Source organism: Massilia sp. P2_C2, assembly GCF_056404615.1.
The window spans coordinates 1-21302 of sequence record NZ_JBFUDR010000025.1 but is presented as its reverse complement, the minus strand read 5'-3'; the positions used below and the strand labels follow the sequence as shown (position 1 = coordinate 21302).

Annotated in this window: 21 protein-coding genes; 12 read left to right on the top strand and 9 right to left on the bottom strand. The window is 61.1% G+C overall.

The window, feature by feature from the left end; translation table 11 throughout:
* Positions 1 to 55 precede the first annotated feature (55 nt).
* The 6 genes from AC1DYX_RS05065 to AC1DYX_RS05040 all read left to right on the top strand — a co-directional run bounded on the left by AC1DYX_RS05065 (position 56) and on the right by AC1DYX_RS05040 (position 6877).
* Positions 56 to 715 carry a glutathione S-transferase family protein gene (locus AC1DYX_RS05065; protein WP_477256921.1) on the top strand — a complete coding sequence of 220 codons (660 nt, stop codon included), beginning with the start codon at positions 56 to 58 and terminating at the stop codon, positions 713 to 715.
* A 150-nt stretch (positions 716 to 865) separates the two neighbouring features.
* Positions 866 to 2554 carry a vWA domain-containing protein gene (locus tag AC1DYX_RS05060; protein WP_477256919.1) on the top strand — a complete coding sequence of 563 codons (1689 nt, stop codon included), beginning with the start codon at positions 866 to 868 and terminating at the stop codon, positions 2552 to 2554.
* Between the two features lie 55 nt (positions 2555 to 2609).
* Positions 2610 to 3176 (top strand): RNA polymerase sigma factor, encoded by a 567-nt coding sequence (locus tag AC1DYX_RS05055; protein WP_477256917.1) that lies wholly within the window; start codon positions 2610 to 2612, stop codon positions 3174 to 3176.
* Complete coding sequence (locus AC1DYX_RS05050) at positions 3173 to 3637, top strand: hypothetical protein (RefSeq protein ID WP_477256915.1); 465 nt, start codon at positions 3173 to 3175, stop codon at positions 3635 to 3637. The genes AC1DYX_RS05055 and AC1DYX_RS05050 overlap by 4 nt, the downstream gene beginning before the upstream one ends.
* Before the next feature lie 179 nt (positions 3638 to 3816).
* Positions 3817 to 5076 carry a putative Na+/H+ antiporter gene (locus AC1DYX_RS05045; RefSeq protein ID WP_477256913.1) on the top strand — a complete coding sequence of 420 codons (1260 nt, stop codon included), beginning with the start codon at positions 3817 to 3819 and terminating at the stop codon, positions 5074 to 5076.
* 91 nt (positions 5077 to 5167) lie between these two features.
* Positions 5168 to 6877: an ATP-binding protein gene (locus AC1DYX_RS05040; protein WP_477256911.1), complete on the top strand. Its 1710-nt coding sequence runs from the start codon at positions 5168 to 5170 to the stop codon at positions 6875 to 6877.
* A gap of 21 nt (positions 6878 to 6898) precedes the next feature.
* On the opposite strand, the gene AC1DYX_RS05035 is transcribed toward AC1DYX_RS05040, so the two are convergent.
* Together AC1DYX_RS05035 and AC1DYX_RS05030 are read right to left on the bottom strand one after the other, a co-directional pair.
* Positions 6899 to 8347 carry an FAD-binding oxidoreductase gene (locus AC1DYX_RS05035; RefSeq protein ID WP_477256909.1) on the bottom strand — a complete coding sequence of 483 codons (1449 nt, stop codon included), beginning with the start codon at positions 8345 to 8347 and terminating at the stop codon, positions 6899 to 6901.
* An 84-nt stretch (positions 8348 to 8431) separates the two neighbouring features.
* The gene (locus tag AC1DYX_RS05030) at positions 8432 to 9046 is read right to left on the bottom strand and encodes a GAD-like domain-containing protein (RefSeq protein WP_477256907.1); all 615 of its coding nucleotides are present in this window, start codon (positions 9044 to 9046) and stop codon (positions 8432 to 8434) included.
* Positions 9047 to 9195: 149 nt separating this feature from the next.
* Here AC1DYX_RS05030 and AC1DYX_RS05025 point away from each other — a divergent pair, with 149 nt between their 5' ends.
* The 3 genes from AC1DYX_RS05025 to AC1DYX_RS05015 are packed head-to-tail and all read left to right on the top strand — an operon-like array spanning position 9196 to position 11569.
* Positions 9196 to 9774 carry a PAAR domain-containing protein gene (locus AC1DYX_RS05025; protein ID WP_477256905.1) on the top strand — a complete coding sequence of 193 codons (579 nt, stop codon included), beginning with the start codon at positions 9196 to 9198 and terminating at the stop codon, positions 9772 to 9774.
* Entirely contained in the window at positions 9771 to 10499 is a 729-nt protein-coding gene (locus AC1DYX_RS05020) for a VRR-NUC domain-containing protein (protein WP_477256903.1), read from the top strand. Before AC1DYX_RS05025 ends, AC1DYX_RS05020 begins: the two co-directional genes overlap by 4 nt.
* Before the next feature lie 8 nt (positions 10500 to 10507).
* Positions 10508 to 11569 carry a type VI immunity family protein gene (locus AC1DYX_RS05015; protein ID WP_477256901.1) on the top strand — a complete coding sequence of 354 codons (1062 nt, stop codon included), beginning with the start codon at positions 10508 to 10510 and terminating at the stop codon, positions 11567 to 11569.
* Between the two features lie 11 nt (positions 11570 to 11580).
* Here the strand turns inward: AC1DYX_RS05015 and AC1DYX_RS05010 are convergent, their stop codons facing one another.
* Genes AC1DYX_RS05010 through AC1DYX_RS05000 form a run of 3 tightly spaced genes read right to left on the bottom strand, consistent with a single transcriptional unit; the run spans position 11581 to position 12696 of the window.
* Positions 11581 to 12021 carry an STY0301 family protein gene (locus AC1DYX_RS05010; protein WP_477256899.1) on the bottom strand — a complete coding sequence of 147 codons (441 nt, stop codon included), beginning with the start codon at positions 12019 to 12021 and terminating at the stop codon, positions 11581 to 11583.
* Entirely contained in the window at positions 12018 to 12515 is a 498-nt protein-coding gene (locus AC1DYX_RS05005; protein ID WP_477256897.1) for a BPSL0067 family protein, read from the bottom strand. Before AC1DYX_RS05005 ends, AC1DYX_RS05010 begins: the two co-directional genes overlap by 4 nt.
* Before the next feature lie 10 nt (positions 12516 to 12525).
* On the bottom strand, positions 12526 to 12696 hold the full coding sequence (locus AC1DYX_RS05000; RefSeq protein WP_477256895.1) for a hypothetical protein: 171 nt from the start codon (positions 12694 to 12696) through the stop codon (positions 12526 to 12528).
* 293 nt (positions 12697 to 12989) lie between these two features.
* On the opposite strand from AC1DYX_RS05000, the gene AC1DYX_RS04995 reads away from it, so the two are divergent.
* The 3 genes from AC1DYX_RS04995 (at position 12990) to AC1DYX_RS04985 (ending at position 16477) form a co-directional block, all read left to right on the top strand.
* Positions 12990 to 13190, top strand: coding sequence for a helix-turn-helix transcriptional regulator (locus tag AC1DYX_RS04995; RefSeq protein WP_477256893.1), 201 nt, complete (start codon positions 12990 to 12992; stop codon positions 13188 to 13190).
* Between the two features lie 305 nt (positions 13191 to 13495).
* Positions 13496 to 14965 (top strand): metallophosphoesterase family protein, encoded by a 1470-nt coding sequence (locus AC1DYX_RS04990; protein WP_477256891.1) that lies wholly within the window; start codon positions 13496 to 13498, stop codon positions 14963 to 14965.
* Positions 14966 to 15751: 786 nt separating this feature from the next.
* Positions 15752 to 16477, top strand: coding sequence for a hypothetical protein (locus AC1DYX_RS04985; RefSeq protein WP_477256889.1), 726 nt, complete (start codon positions 15752 to 15754; stop codon positions 16475 to 16477).
* 169 nt (positions 16478 to 16646) lie between these two features.
* On the opposite strand, the gene tnpC is transcribed toward AC1DYX_RS04985, so the two are convergent.
* From tnpC to tssM, 4 genes are all read right to left on the bottom strand, one after another.
* Positions 16647 to 17807, bottom strand: a complete 1161-nt coding sequence (gene tnpC, locus AC1DYX_RS04980) for an IS66 family transposase (RefSeq protein WP_477256887.1) — start codon at positions 17805 to 17807, stop codon at positions 16647 to 16649.
* A 47-nt stretch (positions 17808 to 17854) separates the two neighbouring features.
* Positions 17855 to 18052 carry a DUF6444 domain-containing protein gene (locus tag AC1DYX_RS04975; protein WP_477256885.1) on the bottom strand — a complete coding sequence of 66 codons (198 nt, stop codon included), beginning with the start codon at positions 18050 to 18052 and terminating at the stop codon, positions 17855 to 17857.
* A 110-nt stretch (positions 18053 to 18162) separates the two neighbouring features.
* A complete protein-coding gene (tagF, locus tag AC1DYX_RS04970) occupies positions 18163 to 18795 on the bottom strand; it encodes a type VI secretion system-associated protein TagF (RefSeq protein ID WP_477256883.1) in 633 nt (210 codons plus the stop codon).
* The coding region (gene tssM / locus AC1DYX_RS04965; RefSeq protein WP_477256881.1) for a type VI secretion system membrane subunit TssM at positions 18792 to 21302 on the bottom strand (2511 nt) is incomplete at its 5' end. The genes tssM and tagF, both read right to left, overlap by 4 nt.

Sequence of the window (21302 nt, the reverse complement as noted above, 5' to 3'; positions counted from 1 at the left end):
ATCCTTTCGGTGTGGTGTTAGTCTATCCCATCCCTACAACCGAAAGCGATCCGCCATGCCCCTCGTGCTCTACGGTCATCCCTTCTCGTCGTACACGCAAAAAGTGCTCGTCGCGTTGTACGAGAACGACACGCCTTTCGAATTCCGCAGCCTCGGGCCGGACACGCCGCAGCACGCCGCGGAATGGCTGAAACGCTGGCCGCTGCGCAAATTCCCGCTGCTCGTCGATGGCGAGCGCAACGTGGTCGAGACAAGCATCATCATCGAATACCTGCAACTGGCKCATCCCGGTCCCGTGCGCCTGCTGCCGGACGACGCACTGGAAGCGCTCGACGTGCGCTTCATGGACCGCTTCTTCGACCTGCACGTGATGAGCATGGTGCAGCACGCGGTGAACGGCGCGCTGACAGGAGACGCGACCAGGCGCGCGGACGGGCTGGCGACGGCAACGGAGAAGCTGGAGCTCGCGTACGCCTGGCTCGATGGCAGCCTGGCCGGCCGCACGTGGGCGACCGGCGACGCGTTCTCGCTCGCGGACTGCGCCGCCGCGCCCGCGCTGTTCTACGCGGACTGGACGCATCCGATCGCCGACCGCTATCCCCTGCTCCGTGCCTACCGCGCGCGCCTGCTGGCGCGGCCGTCGTTCGCGCGCGCGGTGGACGAGGCGCGGCCATACCGCCCCCTGTTCCCGCTGGGGGCGCCGGACCGCGACTGATCAGCGCGCGGCCTTGCCCTGGGCGCTGGCCGCGTTGGGGAAGTGATCGAAGGTTCAATATTTACAAGTTGTAACGCCCGTTGTCAGTTCGTCCCTGTTGGAGCAAGTTAGCGGAAGAATAATTCCAGCCTTCTTCCAACAGGGACCATCATGAAACCTTCGACCGGCATCGCCGCCGCCCTCGCCTGCGGCGTCATCCTCCTGGCCGCGTGCAGCTCGCCACGCGAAGCCGTCTACATGGACGCGAAGATACCCGCACCGCCGGCGCCGCCGGCCCCTGCGATGGTGAGCGCCGGCACCACCAGTGGCGGCTTCGTGGCACAGCGCGCGCCGGCGCAGGCGAACTATGCGGCGATCATGCCGCAGCAGATCATCGTGCCGCTGCCTCAAGGCGCCGACAAATTCCCGGACAAGGAACCGAACAAGACGGTGCTGGTGTCCGAGCAGCCGGTTTCCACGTTCAGCGCCGACGTCGATACGGCCTCGTATGCCTTCGTGCGCCGCCTGCTGGCCGCGGGCCGGATGCCGCCGCTGGATGCCGTACGCGTCGAAGAGATGGTCAACTACTTCCCGTACCACTATGCGGCGCCGCGCGACCGCAATCAACCGTTCGCGGTCAGCACGGAAGTCATGCCGAGCCCCTGGAAGGCCGGCAACCAGCTCGTGCACATCGCCGTGCGCGGCTACGACATCCACGCGGCCGAGCGCCCGCGCGCGAACGTCGTGCTGCTCGTGGACGTCTCCGGCTCGATGATGCCGCCCGACCGCCTGCCCCTTCTGCAGCAGGGTTTCCGCCTGTTCATCGAACAGCTGCGTCCCGAGGACACGATCGCCATCGTCAGCTACGCCAACGGCACGCGCACGGTGCTGGAACCGACGGCCGGCAAGGACAAGGACAAGATCCTCGCCGCCATCGACAGCCTGCACGCGGGCGGCGGCACGGCCGGCGGCGAGGGCCTGAAGCGCGCCTACGAGATGGCCGAACGCCACTTCGACAACGAAGCCGTCAACCGCGTGATCCTGGCGACGGACGGCGACTTCAACCTCGGCATGACGGACCCGAAACAGCTCGAACAATTCATCGCCGCCAAGCGCAAGACGGGCATCTATTTGTCGATCTTCGGCGTCGGCGAAGGCAATCTGAACGACGCGCTGATGCAGCGCCTGGCGCAGTCGGGCAACGGCAACGCCGCATACATCGACTCGCTGCTGGAAGCGCGCAAGGCGCTGAGCGAGGAACTCGGCTCGACCATGTTCCCGATCGCGAACGACGTCAAGGTGCAGGTCGAATTCAACCCGGACCAGGTCGCGGCCTACCGCCTGATCGGCTACGAGACGCGCATGCTGCAGCGCCAGGACTTCAAGGACGACAAGGTCGACGCGGGCGACATGGGTGCCGGGCATACCGTCACCGCGATCTACGAGATCACGCCGGCCGCCGCCGCCGCCGGGCTCGTGGATCCGCCGCGCTATGCCGGCAACCAGCCTGCCGCCCAGTCCAAAGCCGGCAAGCGCGGCGACGAGCTTTGCTTCGTCAAGCTGCGCTACAAGCTGCCGGGAGAAGCGACCAGCCGCCTGATCGAGCGGCCGGTGCTGGCCGGCGCGGCGCGTGCGCGCTTCGGGGCGGCGCCGGAGGACCAGCGGTTCGCGGTGGCCGTCGCGGCGTTCGGGCAACGGCTGCGCGGCGAGACGGCGCTGGCGGACGTGAGCTACGACGAGATCGCGCGCTGGGCCAACGATGCGCGCGGCGACGACCGCGAAGGCTACCGCGCCGAATTCGTGAGGCTCGTGCGCATGGCGGACTCGCTGGGCAAGGCGGGCATCGCGGGCCGGCCGTAAACGATGAACCTTTTGGTTTCCCGTCCGACTACCACGGTATGCTGACGGAGATCCCATGACCGACCTTTCCCCCTCCCCATACGACACGTGCGCCGACGAGTTGCTGACGATTCGTTGCCAGCTGGGCGAGCAAGCGGCTTTCAACACGCTGATCGCGCGCTTTCAGCTGCCTCTGTGGCGCTACGCCCGCAACCTGAGCGGCAGCGATGCCGCTGCCGACGATGCCAGCCAGGAAGTCTGGTTGCGCGTGCTGCGCGGGATTGCGCGCCTGCGCGACGGTGCGCGCCTGCGTTCCTGGCTATTCGGCATCGCTCACCGCGTGCTGATGGACCGCTTGCGCGAACAGTACGCGCACCCGCCGGCAGCCGATGGCGAGATTGACGAACAAGCCGACGAGACACACGCCGACGACGTCGAATCCGACCTGGACGCGATGCTCGCCGAGCTAAGCCGCTTGCCGCTCACCGAGCGCGAAGTACTGACCCTGTTCTACCTGCGCGAGCTGTCGCTCGACGAGGTGGCTCAAGTGCTGGGCATCCCCGTCGGCACCGTCAAATCACGCCTGTTCCGCGCACGCAAACTGTTGCGTTATCAACTCGACATGAAAGGGGTGCAACCATGAACACCGTTTCACTCAATGCACTGCTGGAGCGCGAACTGTCGGCGCGCGCGCGTTGCGGCTACGTGGCACTGCTGCTGGCTGCGCTGACGATGGCCACCCTGACCGGCGCCCTGTGGCTGACCGAGCCGGTTCTGCCGCAACGCACTGCTATTGCACTAGCCGGCATGACGCTGATCGGTATCGGCTGGGCTGTCTACGCCGCCTGGGTGCTGTCGACCCGCCGCGTGTTGCTGGTGACGCAGCGGATTGTCGCGGCGCGCATGGCGGTGTCGTTTTGCGCCGCCGCACTGGCCGGTGCCATCGCACTAGCGGTCAATGACAACAATGCCGCAGCGCGCGCGTCAGCCCTGGTGTTTGCCCTGATGCTGGTAATGGCAGCAGCAATTCTGGGGCGCGCGCGCCGCCGCTATCGAGAGCTGATGGCCAGAAAAGCCGAACTGGAAAGCATGACGCACTCCTGATCCCATCGGGATTGGCAAGCTGACGCGCCGGGCAAGGCGGGCATCGCGGACCAACCGTGACGGCATGGCGCGCGATCGGCGCCATCGGCTATACTCGTGCGACAAGGGGTGTTCGCGCCATGTCGGCGCGACAGGTGATACGCGCTGGTCGGGCCGCCACGCGGCCTTGTCGCGCCCCTATGCTTACACCCACGCCCCTGCAAATGATCGGTGCCGCGCTGTTCGGCGTGGCCGTCCTCCACACTTTCTCCGTCAAGTATTTCGAACGCCTCGCGCACACGCAGCCGCGCCATGCCGGCTTCTGGCATCTGCTCGGCGAAGTGGAAGTCGTGTTCGGGTTCTGGGCCGCGGTGCTGATGCTGTTCATGTTCGGCGTCGCCGGCCGGCACGCGTCGGTGACCTACCTCGAGTCGCGCAATTTCACGGAGCCGATGTTCGTCTTCGCGATCATGGTCGTGGCGGGGAGCCGGCCGATCCTCGACCTCGCCAGCCTGCTCGTGCGCACCGGCGCGCGCCTGCTGCCGCTGCCGCGGACGATGGCGCTGTGCTGCGTCGTGCTGTCGCTCGTACCTTTGCTGGGCGCCTTCATCACGGAACCGGCCGCGATGACCCTGGCCGCGCTACTGCTGCGCGACGGCGTGTTCGCGCGCGACACCGGACCACGCCTGAAGTACGCCATCCTCGGCGTCCTGTTCGTCAACGTCTCCATCGGCGGCACGCTGACGCCGTTCGCCGCCCCGCCGGTGCTGATGGTGGCCGCCACGTGGGGCTGGGACCTCGGCTTCATGCTGGCCAACTTCGGCTGGAAATCGGCGCTGGCCGTGCTGGCCAACACGACTCTGCTGCTCATCGTGTTCCGCCGCCAGTTCCTCGCACTGGGCGCCGCAGCGGACGCCACGGCCGAACCCGTGCCCCTGCCGGTCATCGCGATGCACCTGCTATTCCTCGTGCTGATCGTCGTCTTCGCCCATCATCCGCAGGTCTTCATGGGCGTATTCCTGTTCTTCCTCGGCTTCACGGCCGCCTACCAGCGCTACCAGGACGACCTGATCCTGCGCGAGGCGCTGCTGGTCGCGTTCTTCCTGGCCGGCCTCGTCGTGCTCGGCGGCCTGCAGGCCTGGTGGCTCGCGCCGCTGCTGACGAGCATGAGCGCCAACGCCGTGTTCTTCGGCACCACGGCGCTCACCGCCATCACCGACAATGCCGCCCTGACCTACCTCGGCGCCCAGGTGCCGGGCCTGAGCCTTGCGTACAAGACCGCCCTCGTCGGCGGCGCCGTCGCGGGCGGCGGACTGACCTTGATCGCCAACGCGCCCAATCCGGCCGGCGCCGCGATCCTGAGGGACAGCTTTCCCGACCGTGCGATCAGTCCCATCGGGTTGCTCGCCGCTGCAACCCCGCCGACGCTGATCGCCGTGGCGGCCCTGCACTTCCTTTGATCCGCACTTTTTGGCGGATAAGTGTGGCTATTTGGCCCATTGTCTCGAATTTAGTTGTCCATACAGGGAGGAACTGCAAGAATTAGTTACCATGTCGAAATTAACCTTCCTTGACGGTAATCAAGAAGAAGCGACGCTCGAAGCGCTCGCGCAAGGCTTGCGGCGCATCGCCGCGCACGCGAGTGCGGAGGCCGTGCGGCAGGAAGCGGTCGCCGTCGCGGTGGCGCTGTGCGGGGCCGCGCACGGCTACTGGGTGGGCCCGGCCGACGCGTGCGACGCCGGTACGCCGGTAGCAAGCATCGTCGGGCACGTGCGGCGCACCCGCGAATGCGTCTGCATGGGCGCAACGGGCTGCTTTGCCGTCGGCGACGGGGCCGGCGTACCCGGCGTGGTCGTCCTGGAGCAGGTGCGGACGGCCGAGACGGCACTCCTCGACATCCTGGCCACATCGGCCACCACGGCATTGACGAATGCGGCGCTGCGCGAGCGGATCCGGCACGACCGCGACATGCACGACCAGTCGGCCGCGGAACTGGTCTTCGAACAGAATCTGCTGCGCACGCTGGTCGACAACATTCCATTCCGCATCTACGCCAAGGACCGCGACAGCCGCTTCCTGTTCGGGAACAACCGTATGGCCCGCCTGGCCGGCGTCGAGGCGCCGCCGCAGCTGATCGGCAAGACCGACTTCGATTTCTTCCCGTCCGAATTGGCGGCAAAGTATTTTGCGGACGAAAAGCAGGTCATGGACTCGGGCCAGTCGCTGTTCGATTACGAAGAACTGGTGGAAGACCAGGATACGGGCGAACTGGGCTGGACCGTCACGACCAAGGTCTTGCTGCGCGATGAACAGGGCGCGGTGAACGGCATCGTCGGCATCGGTTACGACGTCACCCAGCGCAAGCAGATGGAAGCGCACCTGCGCGAGCGCACCCAGGCCCTGGAAGTGGCGAACGCCAGGCTGGAAGCCGAGAAGGAACAGCAACGGATACTGATCCGCAAATTGAGCGACATGCAGGGCCAGCTGCTGCAATCCGAAAAGATGGCCTCGATCGGCCTGCTGGCCGCCGGCGTCGCGCACGAGATCAACAATCCGCTGGCCTTCATCAGCGCCAACTTCGGCGCACTCGAACGCGACGCCAGGGACATCCTGCGGCTCATCAAGGCATTCGAAGGCGTCGAAGGGCTGTTGCCGGGCGATGCCCGCGCACCGGTCGCCTTCATGAAACAGGACATCGGGCTGGACGATATCCGCATGGACCTCGACGACCTGTTCAACGAATCCAGGGAGGGCCTGCAGCGCGTCAAGCACATCGTGCAGAACCTGAAGGATTTCTCCCGGCCCGGCGGCACGCAAAAAGAGATGGCCGATCTCGAGCAGGGATTGGACAGCACCCTGAACGTCGCCTGGAACGAGATCAAGTACAAGGCGGACGTCGTGAAGGAATATGCCGGCGTCCCCGAGCTGTACTGCCTGCCCTCGCAGATCAACCAGGTCTTCCTGAACCTGCTCATCAACGCGGCCCATGCGATCGACGGCAAGGGCACGATCGTGGTCCGCACCGGGTACGATGACAAGGTCGTGTGGGTCGAGATCGAAGACAACGGCAGCGGCATCGCGCCCGAGCATCTCGAGCATATTTTCGAGCCGTTCTTCACGACCAAGCCGGTGGGCAAGGGCACGGGCCTCGGCCTGTCGATCGTGTATGGGATCGTGCAGAGTCACCAGGGCACGATCGACGTGAAGAGCGTCGTGGGGCGTGGCACGACGTTCAGGATGACGTTGCCGCGGGCAGCGTAGTGCCGCTGCCCCGCCGTCGGCTCACCCGGCCCAGCTGCGCCGCGGCGCGTCCTGTCCTGCTTCTCCCCACAACACCTTGCCGGGGTTGAGGATGTCCTGCGGGTCGAATACCCGCTTGATGGCCCGCATCAGTTCGACCGCGGGCAGCCCGGCCTCCTGGACCAGGAAATCCATCTTGTGCATGCCAATGCCGTGCTCGCCCGAGCATGTGCCGTCGAGGCGGATCGCGCGTGCCACCAACTGCGCATTCAGGTGTTCGGCGCGCTCGCGCTGCTCGGGCTTGTGCGGATCGATCAGGTAGCCGAAATGGAAGTTGCCGTCGCCGACATGCCCGACCAGGAAATACGGCATGCCCATCTCGTCGGCTTCGCGCACCGACTCGAGCAGGCATTCCGCCAGGCGGCTGATCGGCACGCAGGTATCGGTGCTGATCGCGCGGCAGCCGGGCATCGAGGCGATGGCCGCGAAATACGCGTGATGACGCGCCGTCCAGAGCCGTGTACGCTCCTCGGTGCCGGTCGCCCAGGCGAAGGCCGCGCCGCCATGTTCCGCGGCCAGTGCCTCGACCGATTCCGCCTGTTCGCGCACGGAGGCCGGCGTACCGTGGAACTCCATCAGCAGCATCGGACCTTCGCGCAGATCGAGCTTGCTGTACCGGTTCACCATCCGCACCGCATTCGCGTCGAGCAACTCCATGCGCGCGATCGGGATGCCGGATTGGACGATGTCGATCGCCGCGCCGACGGTTTCGGCGATACCCGGGAACGAGCACACGGCCGCCGACTGCGCCTCCGGCAGCGGATGCAGGCGCACCACGATCTCGGTGAACACGCCGAGCGTACCTTCGCTGCCCACCATCAGCCGGGTCAGGTCGTAGCCCGCACTGCTCTTGCGCGCGCGCGTCCCGGTATGCACGATCTCGCCGGCGGCCGTGACCACCTGCAGGGCGAGCACGTTCTCGCGCATCGTGCCGTAGCGCACGGCATTGGTGCCGCTGGCGCGCGTGGCGCACATGCCGCCGATCGACGCGTCCGCGCCCGGATCCACGGGGAAGAACAGGCCCGTGCCCTTGAGCGCCTGGTTCAGCTGCATCCTCGTCACACCCGGCTGCACGGTTGCCGTCATGTCCGCGGTGTCGATGGCGAGCACCTGGTTCATGCGGCTCACGTCCAGGCTGATGCCGCCCCGTACCGCCAGCAAATGGCCTTCCAGCGACGAGCCCGCGCCGAACGGGATCACCGGCACCGCGTGGCGGCTGGCCAGGGCGAGCAGCGCCTGGACGTCCGCGACGTCCTCGGCGAACACCACCGCGTCCGGCGGGGCCACGTCCACGAATGACGATTCGTCGCGGCCGTGCTGGTCGCGGACTGCGGCGGCGAGCGAGAAACGGGGGCCGAAGCGGGTTTGCAGGTCGGCCAGCAACTGTGCCGGCAGGCCTTGGCTCGGGGGTGATGTGGTGCGGTCGTTCATTTCACGGTCTGCTAACAAAAATGTGGGCACAAGTGTACACCGTTCCATTTGGGCGCCCCAATGATCGGACAGCGGTCGGACCGTTCAGACCTGGGTCACCTGTAGCGGCGCGAGCTGCGCGAGTATGACGAGATGCTCGACAGCCTTGACCTTTTGCAGGTTGGCGAGCGTGAGTGTGCCACCAAGCGCCAACGCAGGAACGAAGCCGTACATGTCGTCGCGTCCGAGACGCCCCAGCTGCTGCAAGGCCGGCGCGAACAGGCCTTCGACGTCGTTCGTCTCGCGCGACAGTCCGCCGAAGAATAGACGCATCTCGAAATCGCGGTCGATGTCATCGTCGGGGGCTGTCGTGAAGCAGACCGAGGCCGGCGCGAACACGCGCAGCGTGTCTCCAGTCTTCTCGCCCCAGAGGTAAAGCGTGCCGAACGCGCTGCGCGCAATGATGTGATAGGCGTCTTGCTCCATGAACGGCGTGTCGCCGATCCATGCTTCCAATGCGGGCTCGTACTCCTGGGGATTCACTGTCCAGAAGAGCCCCTCGCCGTAGCCGCACCAACCATACGCTTCCCAGTACGCGAGCAACTGGTCCGGCAGCTTGCCGCGATAGCGCGCGATCGTCGAGGGCGGCACATGGCGCCTGTCAATTGCCGGTCCAAATTCTGCAAGAAAGCAGGCGAAATCCTCATCCATGTTGGTCATCCCTTATTTGCAGCGTTCGAGTTTGCGTTCATCTTCGTCGATGGCACGCCGATGGCGGGGTCGTGCGGCAGCTCGACGCTACATTCCGCAAAGTTCCGCTAGCCACTAATGATAGTCTTTCCTTAAATGCAAGGAATTCAGGAGGCAACTTGAAAGCCCTCATCGTCATTGGTGACAAGACAAACCACGGCGGTACCGTCATCACTTGCTCGCAATTTGCCTTCACGGAGGGAAAGGGCTGGGCTCGCGTTGGTGACATGGTCTCTTGCCCGAGGTGCAAGGGAGTATTTCCTATCGTGGAGGGCGACGCCGGCTTTCGCGATCGCGGTCAGGCCGTCGCATACCACGGTTGCAAGACCGCCTGCGGCGCGACGCTCATCTCGAGCCAGATGCTCTCATTCACGGCGCCGGTGAACGGTGCGGCGACGGGCACTGTGAGCAACGGCGCATCCGGCGTCCTGAAGCAAGGTTTTGGCATCGTGGCTACTGGACTCGCCAGCCGCTACGTCGACGAGCCGATGGGAAGCACCAAGGAACGCTACCGGGGCCGGTTCCAGTTGGTCGACGCCACGACGGGCGAACCGGTGCGCAACCAGGCTGTCCGCATACGCTCGACCGGTGGCCAATACATGACCGGCACGACCGACGCGGACGGCTACACCGCATGGGTTGAGCGGGACGCACGCGAAGCCTTGGCGTTCGACCTGGCCGAGGACGGTGACGCGTGACGGGGCCGACGAACCAGCCGCCAGCCGGAAAGCCGCCACTGGCCGTCGGTGGCATGTCGCCAGAGGGCTCGACGACCGTCGTGTCCATCAACAAGCCCGAGCTCGACTACTCCGACAAGAAAGTTCTGTGCTCGGCGATGTGCAAGTGCCAGACCCAGCCAAGTATCGGCGCGGATGGCCGTTCACTGAAGCAGGAATGCGTGTCCAGCCGGCTGAAAGCACTCGATACCGCGCTCGGACACACGAGCCCCTACAAGGCCGAATACACGTATGACATGACGAAACGTCCGCCCGAGCCTTTCCTGGACAAAGAAATACCAACGAAGAGCAGGGACTTGTGGCCGGGCTGGACACAGACGCTTTGGCCCAAAGACCCAACCCGGCCGCAGCCGTACAAGGCTGGCCGAGGCTACACGCGTCGGCCCGACGTGGTCATCGTCAAGGATCCGACGAAACCGCCGACGCAGGACAACATCAAGCAGGTTGTCGAGATGAAGTTCCCGGACGACGCGTTCAGGCCTCGGCAACTCGAAAGCTACGCCATCATCGCTGGAGACGAAAAAAAGTTGGTGTCAATGAAGCTCGAAGACTGCGACTGCAATCAGCCCGAGCCTGAGCCATCAAAGATTCCAGTCGAGCAACTCGAATCTGCAGCCGCAATTCTTGGGATAATCTACACGGTCGTGATGAAACGACCGCCACCAGGCGGCGTGCCAGCGTTTTAAGGACAGATATGAGTGAATTGCCGTTCGACCCGCTTACACTGATACGGACGAATCCCGAAGCACTGAACGTGCCCGGCGGCATGCTTACCAGACAAGGCCCGCAGAACTACGTGGGTTGCGTACCCGCCATTGCCGGCACCCTGTTTTTCGCCGATGCGCACTTGCCCGCTGTGCGGGAAGCCATCTGCGCCTGTTTCGACGAGTACCAACGGACCGTCAATCCGGCGTTTACCTGGCTCTTCCGGGAAGATCCGCCCGAGGGCCCAGGCAAAATGGCTATATCGAAAGCAAAACCACTCAAGGCGATGCTGGCCCGGATGGATGAGGACGACCCGCTGAGCTTTTATTACGCCAGCGGAAAGGAAGCGCATGATGCCGGTCCGTGGGAGTTCCAGATCGTCGGCGTACCGGCCTGGCAAGTCAAGATGGGCGGCTGGGGCCTTTGCGGCCTGCGGTTCAGCGTTCCGCTCCTGTTCGTTGAAGAGAAGCCGGATACCTTCGTGCAACTGTTCGTAGATTGCGCGCGCCGCCTTCGTGCCGCACACGGCTATGCAGGATACGGCCTCGTGCTATCGGCCCTGCGCTATCTCGACAACCAGGCGTTCGAGGCATTCCTGGCGTCAAAACTACACGGTTTCGACGCTGGCGGCTTGGTTCCCGGCGCGGTGAATGCTCACAAGGGGATCAAAACCGTAGGATGGCTAACCGCGATCAATCGTAATTACCTGGAGAAGATTGGCGGGGAGTCGACGGTTCGCTCCGAGCTGCCGATGGACTGGTTTCGCCTGCTCGACTACGGCGAGGGGATCGTCATCCAGGCTGGGGCGAGGCCCGACGCGGCGCCAGCGGACGAGCCGCCTCCAGCACGGATGGTGCTCCCGAATATGCTGCTACAGCCCATCCGGACGCCGACTGTGCGGTTGCAATACGCGTCGTCCGAGAGCGAGCCGCGCTTGATTGGTGCGGCTGCTGAGCAATGGTTGAAGCGATTCGACATTCAAGCTGACCAACTGATGGCGTACAAGGCCAAGTTGTTGGATGAGCCGCCGTTGGATGTGCCGTCACCTTGACCACGTCGGGATCATTGGTGTTCACAGCTGGCGGTAGCGGTCCACGTGCTTTTGCCTGAGTCGGATACCTTCATCTCCCTGACTTGCACTGTACAATTCCCGGCCTTGGGAGCAAGTTTCATCCACCATTTGATCCCGCCATAGGACATGGATTGGCCCCACTCGCGCCCATCGTGGATCTTGCCCTTGATCCGCTTGTCGGCACCATATGCACACACGAGCCACCCTTGCTCATCGTCCGCAAGACCGTAGCGTATGTCATAGCCTCCATCGGCGGCTTCGTCATCCCCATGCAAATAGCCGTCGCCATGAAGTTCGCCCCACATCATCGAGGCGCCGGTCAAGGGCGCCGCGGGAGCGTCTCTGCCGGGAAATACCTGGGGACATTTGTAGACTGCTGCATTGCCAACCGTACAGGCCAGTGCGAAAGTAGCAAGGAAGAGCGTTCTCATGGAACCACCACAACATAAAAATCGTTCGCATTGTCGCAAGGCGATCTGCCGCTCTGCCTGACCTGCTCAGGAGTGTAAGCGCGAACCGGTCGGGTGCCGGGCGCATGCGATGCGTCGGCCCTGGCATTTTTCCACTGGTCGAACATGACGATCTGGCTGGGCTTCCCTGTCACGACGCTAAAGCCCTCGCCTCTCACGAACAACGCTGCATGATAGCCATGGGTATTTGGATAGACCATTTTGCCGTCCTTGAGGACGAAATTGGCGATCACCGTTCCTGGCTTTAAAGTCCTGGCAACGTCCACAACCCGTTCTCCCGGTTGCCATCGGCTGGTATGACCCACGTTCGTTAGCTCCTGCTGCAGCTTCGCACATTGACCGTCAGCGATGAACGTTAATTTGTTGTGGTCCTCGCTCCAGTCCTCGAGCCTTTGCTTGGCCCATTTATCCAGCAAGGCTTTGAAGTCGCCGGGGTAGACAACCGGATGCGGCATGGTGCCCCCGTCAGACGTAGATCTTGTTGGCGGCTGAATCCCAGCCACCTGCCGTACTGCCGCCGGCACCGCCACCGATTTTCTGCTGGGTGTACGAGCACTTGAATTTCGAGGATGCAAGATGCACGCACTCAGTGATGATTCCTCCATTGTTGCTGGTTGGAGTGACGCTGGAGATCATTACGTTTTCGAGCTCGATTTCAAAGGACGGAATGATGCGGGATAACGGCGCGGTTTACAACTGTTCGTTGCCACGCTCACTCTGGCTGAACAGTTACGGCAGAAGAAGCGGCCAGAATTATTCGTTAAACGCGTTTATGATCAGACGGGACTTGACAGCTAGCTGATCAAAAGGCACGACTCAAGTTATCGTGAACTGGGACATTCTCGCGAACAGGTCACCTCGATTTACCTAGGCAGATAATTCCTTTAAGCACCATTTTTCGCAAATTTTTAATAGCCATAGGAGCAATCATGTCTACGATCAGAAAATTCCTCCGTTTGTCAGCCGTGATCGAAGCGACCGGATGGTCTCGCACAACAATTTGGAGGAAAGTGAAGGCAGGCTTGTTCCCTGCACCGATTCCCATCGGCCCCAAGTCCGTTGCCTGGGACGCAGAGGAGATCGCCCAGTGGCAGCAGCGTTGCATTGACGCCAGTCGAGGAGTTGGATGAATGCTTTTTCGGTATGCAAGCTATCCGTTGCCCAAGTTGTGGGGTTAGGTGAGAAAGTGTGACTTTTTCGTCAGAGCAAGATGTTATGCTGCTATTGGTCGAGATAGCCCCCATAGTAAGCGTGTGACATGCTGAGCCACGAGGATTCGAATGATCCTCGCGACAAATATGCTCAACTTGGCGATGGATAGGCTTCGGCCAATGCGGCCATTCGAGAACTCATCTCGTAAGAATTAAAAGAATTTCGATGTATGAGCGCATACATAATTTACTGGCTTGTCCTTTTTTAAAACTAAGGAGTAAGGATGGAATCCAATCCACATTTCCGTTTCGCTCACATATCGGACCTACATTTCTCAACCGGAACAGACCAGTCAAAACCGACGAATCATGAACACTCTATCGATTTATTAGTTGGCCTTGAAAATAGATTAAAGAAAATAGACGACATCGATCGCTTGATAGTCTCCGGTGACATAAGTAACAAGGGTGATGATCAGAGCCTAATAAATGCACATGGGTGGATTCACGCATCCATCCCTATTGGAGACGGGAAGCAATCTGGCTTGAATACTCCTGCCGAAATCGTTAAATCCATTCCAGGAAACCACGACGCTTGGAACAACGACGACGACACCAGGAGTATTTTGGAGAGACGCCAGAAATCGCTGACTAATTATAATAGGCAATTTCCAAATTGTCGTATCGGGGAAAGCGGATGCTATTACGATTGGATTGAAAAGGATGGGAAAGGGATTTACATGGCGTATGTGGATTCGTCATTCCTCGGCGATACCGATGAAACCAATACGGATTCAACATTCGGAACCATTCGTTATGATCAGGCCGTTGCAAAAGGGAAATTGACGGTTAAGCAGGCAGAATACCTGCTTGACTGGCATGATCAAGGGATGAATGGCAATCTCAAATACCCCGACAAGTCCGGCCACTGCATTGAGAAAAGTAAATTTTCGCGAAGCCTAAAAATTCTGGTGATGCATCATTATTTATTTGAGCCACCTGAAAAAGCGTCAGATTATTTCATGCGAATTCATCATCGCGACATAGTATTTCGCAACGTCGCATTCGCAGATTTTGATGCTTTGCTATGTGGTCACAAACATATTCCGAGATTTGATGTGTACCAATACGGAAATCATTTTGATAGCCGGGCAATTAGTCGCTATGTTATAAACTACTTCCGTAGAATTATCGGCATAGGTTCACTGCCGATCCAGCTTAAAGATGATCGCGGAAGGCTATTATCAAAGGCACTAACTATGTGCACTTGGGTTTTGGCAAAACTCGTTAGAAAAAACCACACAGCATTGACCGACGAAGCATTGGCTGAAAACGTCTTAAATCTGCTAAAGGATGCCCTCGGTGACCCAGACTCTCTGAAGAAGAAAGTCGGTGAATTCTTGATGGTAAATGGCGTCGATGGCGCCACAATTCTAGAGGCAGGCGAGTTGGAGATAATTCGAAAACGGATATCCAGTTCAATAAGTTCTACTGAAAGAAAGGAGCTCACTAGAATTTCAGAAACAATTTCCGAAATAGTGAAAAATCTGCGCACACGGCCCTTTCTACAAGTTATGTCTGGATCTTCCACCAAGAAATTCTCGGAGAAAGATGCGCGTCGAAGTTTCAATGTTTACGATATATCATTGAACAATGATGAGTGGACATTTGTATGCAACCAATACTCGTGGACAAATGGTCAATTTAGCGAGAAACCATTTTCAACAATTCATACATTTAAACGTCAACTATGAAGCGCAGCATCTGCGCCTGATGACTTTTAATGAATGCAACGATTCCGCGCAGTCTGTCGGAAAACATGCGGCGTCACGATGATTAGGGCGTTGAAATACATTTATGAAAAAGAGTGGTTTACTTACAAATTCAGAATCGGAGCACTCCTGAAGGTCTAATTGCTTTGCCAATTATCTAGGCCTTGGATTAAAGGTCGCAGGTCCGAGTTGGGACAACAGGCGGCTTTGGCATGTCGGCAACGGATGGTGTGACAAAGTATGAACCTTTCAACTCAGCAACATACTACGCTGCTTGCTAATGGCCGGGTACGGCCAACAGCAGCCACCTGACTTTTTTGGAAGATTCGATGTCATTTACCAACTTTCTAGAAAGTAGAGCCATAGTCTCTCATAGGAGAAAACGTGACTTTACTCGCTAGAAGGTTAGTAACTCGCTCCCGATCCACGATGCTACGCTGGTAGCTGTGTACATCAGCCGGGAAGCAGCTCGATGCGATATAAGATTACTCCCTGTTGGCCTGCCTCCCCATTTACTGACGTTCGAAGGCTTCACCAACATTGAACTGCCTCGACGTGAGGATTGGGGGCCTTCTTCATCGATCAACTCGTCAAATCAATCGAGTACCGGGCAATTTGAGATCGAAATTCAATCTGGGGATAAAATTCGAATCGAAGCTGCACACTGGGCTTTTCGCCCTGAAGGCGCGCGCCTGCCATAAACCGCCGCACATAGCGGAACATCGTTGCGCGCAGATAGATGGCTTAGACCCACAATAAGGATACACAGTGAGCAACAAAAATGTTTGCGAAGAAGTAGAAGAAGCACTTGCCACGCTTATAAATAACCAGAATACATTTTTGCAAGCAACGATTTTCATCCTCCGCGCGGCCAGGGCAGCGCAAATGAACGTTGAACTCGATTCGCCGGTTCACGGCGGGTTTCGTGCCACGTATGACCAGCTTGGGTGTTTTGCGTCCGCGATGAAGATGACCGCGACGGAGTACATCGAATGTCACTTATTCTTTACTCAAATCTCCGGTCTCGAGTTTTTCTTTCAGTCATGCCTTTCCGCTATATTGCGTGCCTATCCCAAAAAGCTTAGTTCAGTTCAATTTTCGCTGTCGCAAATTCTCGAGGCCGATTCAAAAGATTTTTTGATAGGACAAGCAACCGACATGTTTTTGAATAAGCTGATGTATAAAAAACCTTCGGAGTATCTGGACGAAATTTGCAAAACTTTATCCATCGAGCCCGAATGTATAAGACCATTTTGGCCAACTTTTGTAGAGGCTAAAGCACGAAGAGATGTTGGGATTCATAATAATTGGAAATGTAACGAAACTTATTTGCGAAAAATAGCTGATGTTGGTCTCTCTTCGACCTATAAAATCGGTGATTCCCTTATACCTAAAGACGGAAGTTACTTCACGAAAACCACAGGAAACCTCGCCGGGATTGGCCGAGAAATGGTTGACGCAATTATAAAAACCTATAAAGCAAGTAATCCTTGAAAAGAAATCTGACTTGAATAGGTGACTGAGTCAAGTTCTTAGCAACGATTTTTCCGCAACGAGCCGTGTTCGGCAATTAATGCGAATGTCTGCAACGGGGCGAAACCGGTTGCTCACACAACTTAACGTCACACTGTGGGGGGTATAATAATTGGTAACTGTTCAGCCTCTACGCGGCCGGCACGATCGGGGTGCCGTGAAAGGCTTGGCGCAGCACATCGAGCATGCCGTGCCCCAGCTTGCGAAGGGAGTCGAGGCAGGAGCGGATGACGCAGAAATTGTTGGCGCCCTTTACGGTGCGGAAGCATCCCGATATTTTCTGCTTGACCTTGGGCATGCGCACGGCACGCTCGGCCACGTTGTTTGAAAACGGGACCGCCGGGTCGGCGATGAAGCGCAGGATGGCGTCGGCGTGCAAGCGAAAACGGCGCAGCAGATTGTGCGCCTCGGATTGTTTGCCGGGCTTGCCGTTGGGCTTGAGGATGATGGGATGGAGCCGCTCGCCTTCACGCACGATATCGTGATAGAGGATGCCGAAGGCCGCGACAGTATCGGCGTCAAGCGCAAGCTGCCGTTGCCGCGCCCGCGTGGTCAGTCGCTGTGCGTTCAGCAGCAGGTTCGTCATATCGGTCGGCCAGGCCTGACCGGTCATTTGCCGCACATGGGTCAGTTCACGCAGCAAATGGGCATTGCACAGGGCGTGCAAGCCATCGTCGAGCTTCCAGTAAGGCGCCCAGCAATCATGCACCAGGACGCCGGCACGTTTGGGCAGGATGCCGTGCTCGGCCATGGCGTCCAGACCGCGCTTTTCATGCACGCCATACCACGTCAGTGTCGCGGTGGCGGCCACATGCAGCCAGTGCAGTTTGCCGGCCACGCGCAGGCCCGACGCGTCGGCATGGAGGACTGGCGCGTGGTGCACATGGCGGGCGATCAGGTCGGCCGTGCCTTGCAAGGCATTGCCGGCGTCATCGACCCAGGCCAGCAAGGTCGCCGGCGCCACTTGCAAGCCATACAGGTCGGCGATCAGTTCGGCGGCCCGGGCATACGGCAGCATTTGGCCTTGCGTCAGATGCACGCCCAGCGCGCGCACGTTGGGGCCGTATTGCACCGTCTCGCTCACATCAAAGGGAAACACGCTGGCGTGTCGCTGACCGCAAGTGCACGCCACCGTGTAGGTGCGGTGCTCGATCACGTCAAAACCGGCCGTCGGCACATCGAGGACCTGGCGCCGCTCCAGCAATTGCGCCGAATCCAGCGGCAACGCGGCATGGCAACGTCCGCACCGCCGTGGCAATGGATGATCCACCGTTTCGGTCGGCTCGGCCACGCGCTTGAGCGTCGTGCCTTTGTGACCAGGCTGGCAACCGGCTTTTTCTACGACTTGCCGCGCAGCGAACTGGTCTTGTTTGGCTTCGCCAGTCCGTCGCTCGACGGCGGCTTTCTCGAGTTCCCGCTATTCATGCCCAGCTTCGCCTCGAGCGCATCCATGCGCGCGAGCAAGGCTTCGATGAGCAGATCCTTCTGCTCATCAGAGAGCTGCGAAAGGTCGCGACGGGGTGGTTTCGGTGGCATGACGGAATGATGCGGGATAACGGCGCGGTTTACAACTGTTCGTTGCCACGCTCACTCTGGCTGAACAGTTACAAAGTATGATTAGGGAATACGTGAGCTTAAAACCGTAATCAAGCGCACTCATTTGAATTTGAAGTGCCAGCGAGCATTACGCCAAACCCCTGCACCCGCGGCATCCCCGCACACACGAGCATCGATGGTTCAACACCCGGCGCCCCCTCAGTCCACCACAAACTATGTCCCTGCAAGACAGCCGCAACGACCCGCTCGTCAACACCGTCATCGAGCGCAAACCGCCACGTCCCGGCCACGGGCGCCGCGGGCGAACCAGCCGCCACGGCAGCCTCCGGCAACCCATCGAACTGCTCCAGCCTGAACGCCGCATCCAGCGACGCCCGCGCCAGATCCTCGATGGCGTCATACCACGCCGCATGCTTGTGAAACCAGTCCAGCAACGGCGGCGCCCCAACCGCCGCTATCATCAGCGGAAAATACCGCCCCACCCGATCCACGCTGGGCATCATCACGCCGCCCAGACCCTCGGGACCTAAAACCCCGGGTGCGATCGCAAACCGCCACACCGGACTGGTGAGATAGTGATTCAGCCACTGATCCCCGAGCTGCTCCCTACTCGCCTGGATGCACTGCTGCAACCACGCATCCCACGCAGCGACCAGCCCGTCGGGCAACCCGCGCGACACGAAGTCGCCGAGGGTGGAGACCTTGCCGAAGTACCCGGTCACAGCTGACCCACGCAACGGAACTGTTCCAGCACGGCGCGGCGGAACGGGTTGACGACGCTGTTCGCGGTCAGCTCCAGCGCGGCCTTGCGGCCGTCGGCGTCGAACGTGACCTTGAACCGCTCGCCCTGCGCGGTCGGTTCCACGGTCGCCTTGTCGAGCATGCGGAACCAGGCCCACGGGCCTTCCGTGTGCAACGTGCCGTGCGCGCTGGCGGGCGTCACGTCGAGACGAACCTGCCCGCCGCCCTTCCCGCTCGGCAGCTGGAACGACGCCGGCGCCAACGCACCCGGCGTGGCATTCAAGGCCTGGCCGTCGATGTCGAGCGTGAACTTGGTGATGGCCTGGTCGAGCGCCACCGGCTTCAGGTCGAAGCGCATCGAGGGCTGGCGACCGCCGTTGGCGAAGAACGCGTCGCGGATCTTCGCGGCGCGCTGGAATTCGTCCAGCGTCGCTTGCGGGATGCCCAGCGAGCCGTCGTTCGCCGTCGCGCGCCAGCGCCATTGGGCGCCGCCCATGTCGACGTATTGGGAGAGATTCTTCGCGAAGAAGTCGTCGATCAGGCCACCCGGCGCGAACAGCTTGCCGAAGTCGTCGGCCGTGACGTCCTGCGCGGCCGACCGGACGACCGGGTAGCGGCCCGCGACAGCCTGGCGGCAGAACTGCGCGGGGCCCGCGGTCCACAGCGCGTTCAGGCGTTCGCGTTCGCTGCCGGACGTGAGGCCGGCGCCGCCGCTGTCGATGGACTTCAGCATCGTGCCCAGCGGGGCCGGCTTACCGTCCGCTTCCAGTTTCACTTTCGCGAGCGCGTCGCCCGGAGGCGGCGCCGCGCCCGTGCGCTTGGCGGCGGCGGCGCTGTCCAGGTAGACGGCGACGTCCTTCAGCATGCCCAGCGTCCCGTCCAGCGGCGACGGGCTGCCGGCCGTCATTTTGTGCAGGTCTTCGAAATGCGCGTCGACGGGGTTCGCGGCCTTGGCCGGTGCGGCTGGCGCGGCGTCGTCGGTGCTCGCCATCGCGCTCTCCAGCTTTTTCTTGTACGCGTCCAGCTTGCCCTTGACGGCTGCCGTGACGGATTCCATGGCCGGCGTCTTCGTGCCGCCCAGCGTGGTTTCCTTGCTGGCCGCGACGAGGAATTTACGCATCGGCGAGTCCGCGCCGGACAGCAGGTTCGTCACGCGCGCGCCCTGCTCCAGCGTGCCGAACGGACGCAGGCTCACGTCGGCCAGCAGCGCATCCCATTGCGCGATGTAGTCGTCGTAGTACAGGCGCAGCACGGCCTGGCGGACCTGGTCGCGGTTGGCGGCCTGCGTGGCKTCCTGCTGCGCCAGCACCCAGCGCTCCTTCTCGACGTCGTCCACGGCCTCGTTGCTCATCTCGAGGAATCTGGCGTAGCCGGCCGGCGAGAACATGCCGTTCACGCCGCGCGTCAGCGGCTCGCCGCTCTTGCGCACGAAGACATTGACGGCCTCGCGCCCGCCCGCGCTCGCGGGACTGAACTCGGGCAGCTTCTCGCGCATCAGCTGGCGCTTGAGGCGGTTGTAGACGCGCTGTTCGAGCGGCATGCGCGCCAGCGTCAGGCGCGTGTCGCTGATCAGCTGCGGGTCGAGYCGCGGCATCGCCTGGCCTGAACGGAAATTTTCCATCAGCGCCAGCTCGTGCGCGGCCAGTCCCTGCTTCTGTTCTTCGCTGGCGTCCTTCAGGTTGCGCGCATCGTCGAGCGCCGCCCAGGCCGCGACGGATTCGGCGTCGAAGTGGCTCGCGTCGCCCAGCATCAGGTACACGCGCAGGACTTCGTACAGGTATTCCGGGCTGTTGGCGCCGTTGCGGCGCAACTGGTCTTCCATGCGCTGCTGCAGGCGCGGCAGCAGCGTGTCCTGCAAGACCTTGCGGTAGGCGATGCGTGCGGCCTCGCCCAGCTTGTCGCCCTGGTACAGGCCGAAGCGCATGAGGAAGGGTGCGCTCTTCTCGCGGTCATCGTAGCCGCCCGGCAGCTGGCGCAGGTCGTCCAGTACCGGGAGCACCTGCAGCGTCGATCCCTGCACGGGCAGCGCGGCCACGCGTTTGGCGATGTCGGCCGATTTCGCTTCCATATCGGCGATGTACGCGCGGTTGCGCACATAGCTCGTGATCATGCCGGCGCCGAGCAGCACGAAGGCGACGGCGATGGCCGCCACGGTCCCCCATTGCAGCGCGCGCCGGCGCTTTTCCAGCGCATGGTTCACACCGGCCAGTTCGGCCTCGGGGAAGATCACCTGCTGCAGCAAATTCGTGATGAAGTAGCTGCGGCCGCTGGCGGCATTCGGTGCCAGCGCCTGGCGCTCCAGGCCGAACGAGGCCGCCATCGCGCTCATCACGCGGTCCAGCGGGCTGCCTTCCTGCGTGCCGCTGCTGAAATAGACGCCGCGCAGCAACGCCTGGCGCTCGTAGCGGTTCGACGCGAACACGTCGTCCAGGAAGCGTTTCAATACGTCCTGGACGCCCGCGAACTGTTGCGGGAAGCTGTAGATCAG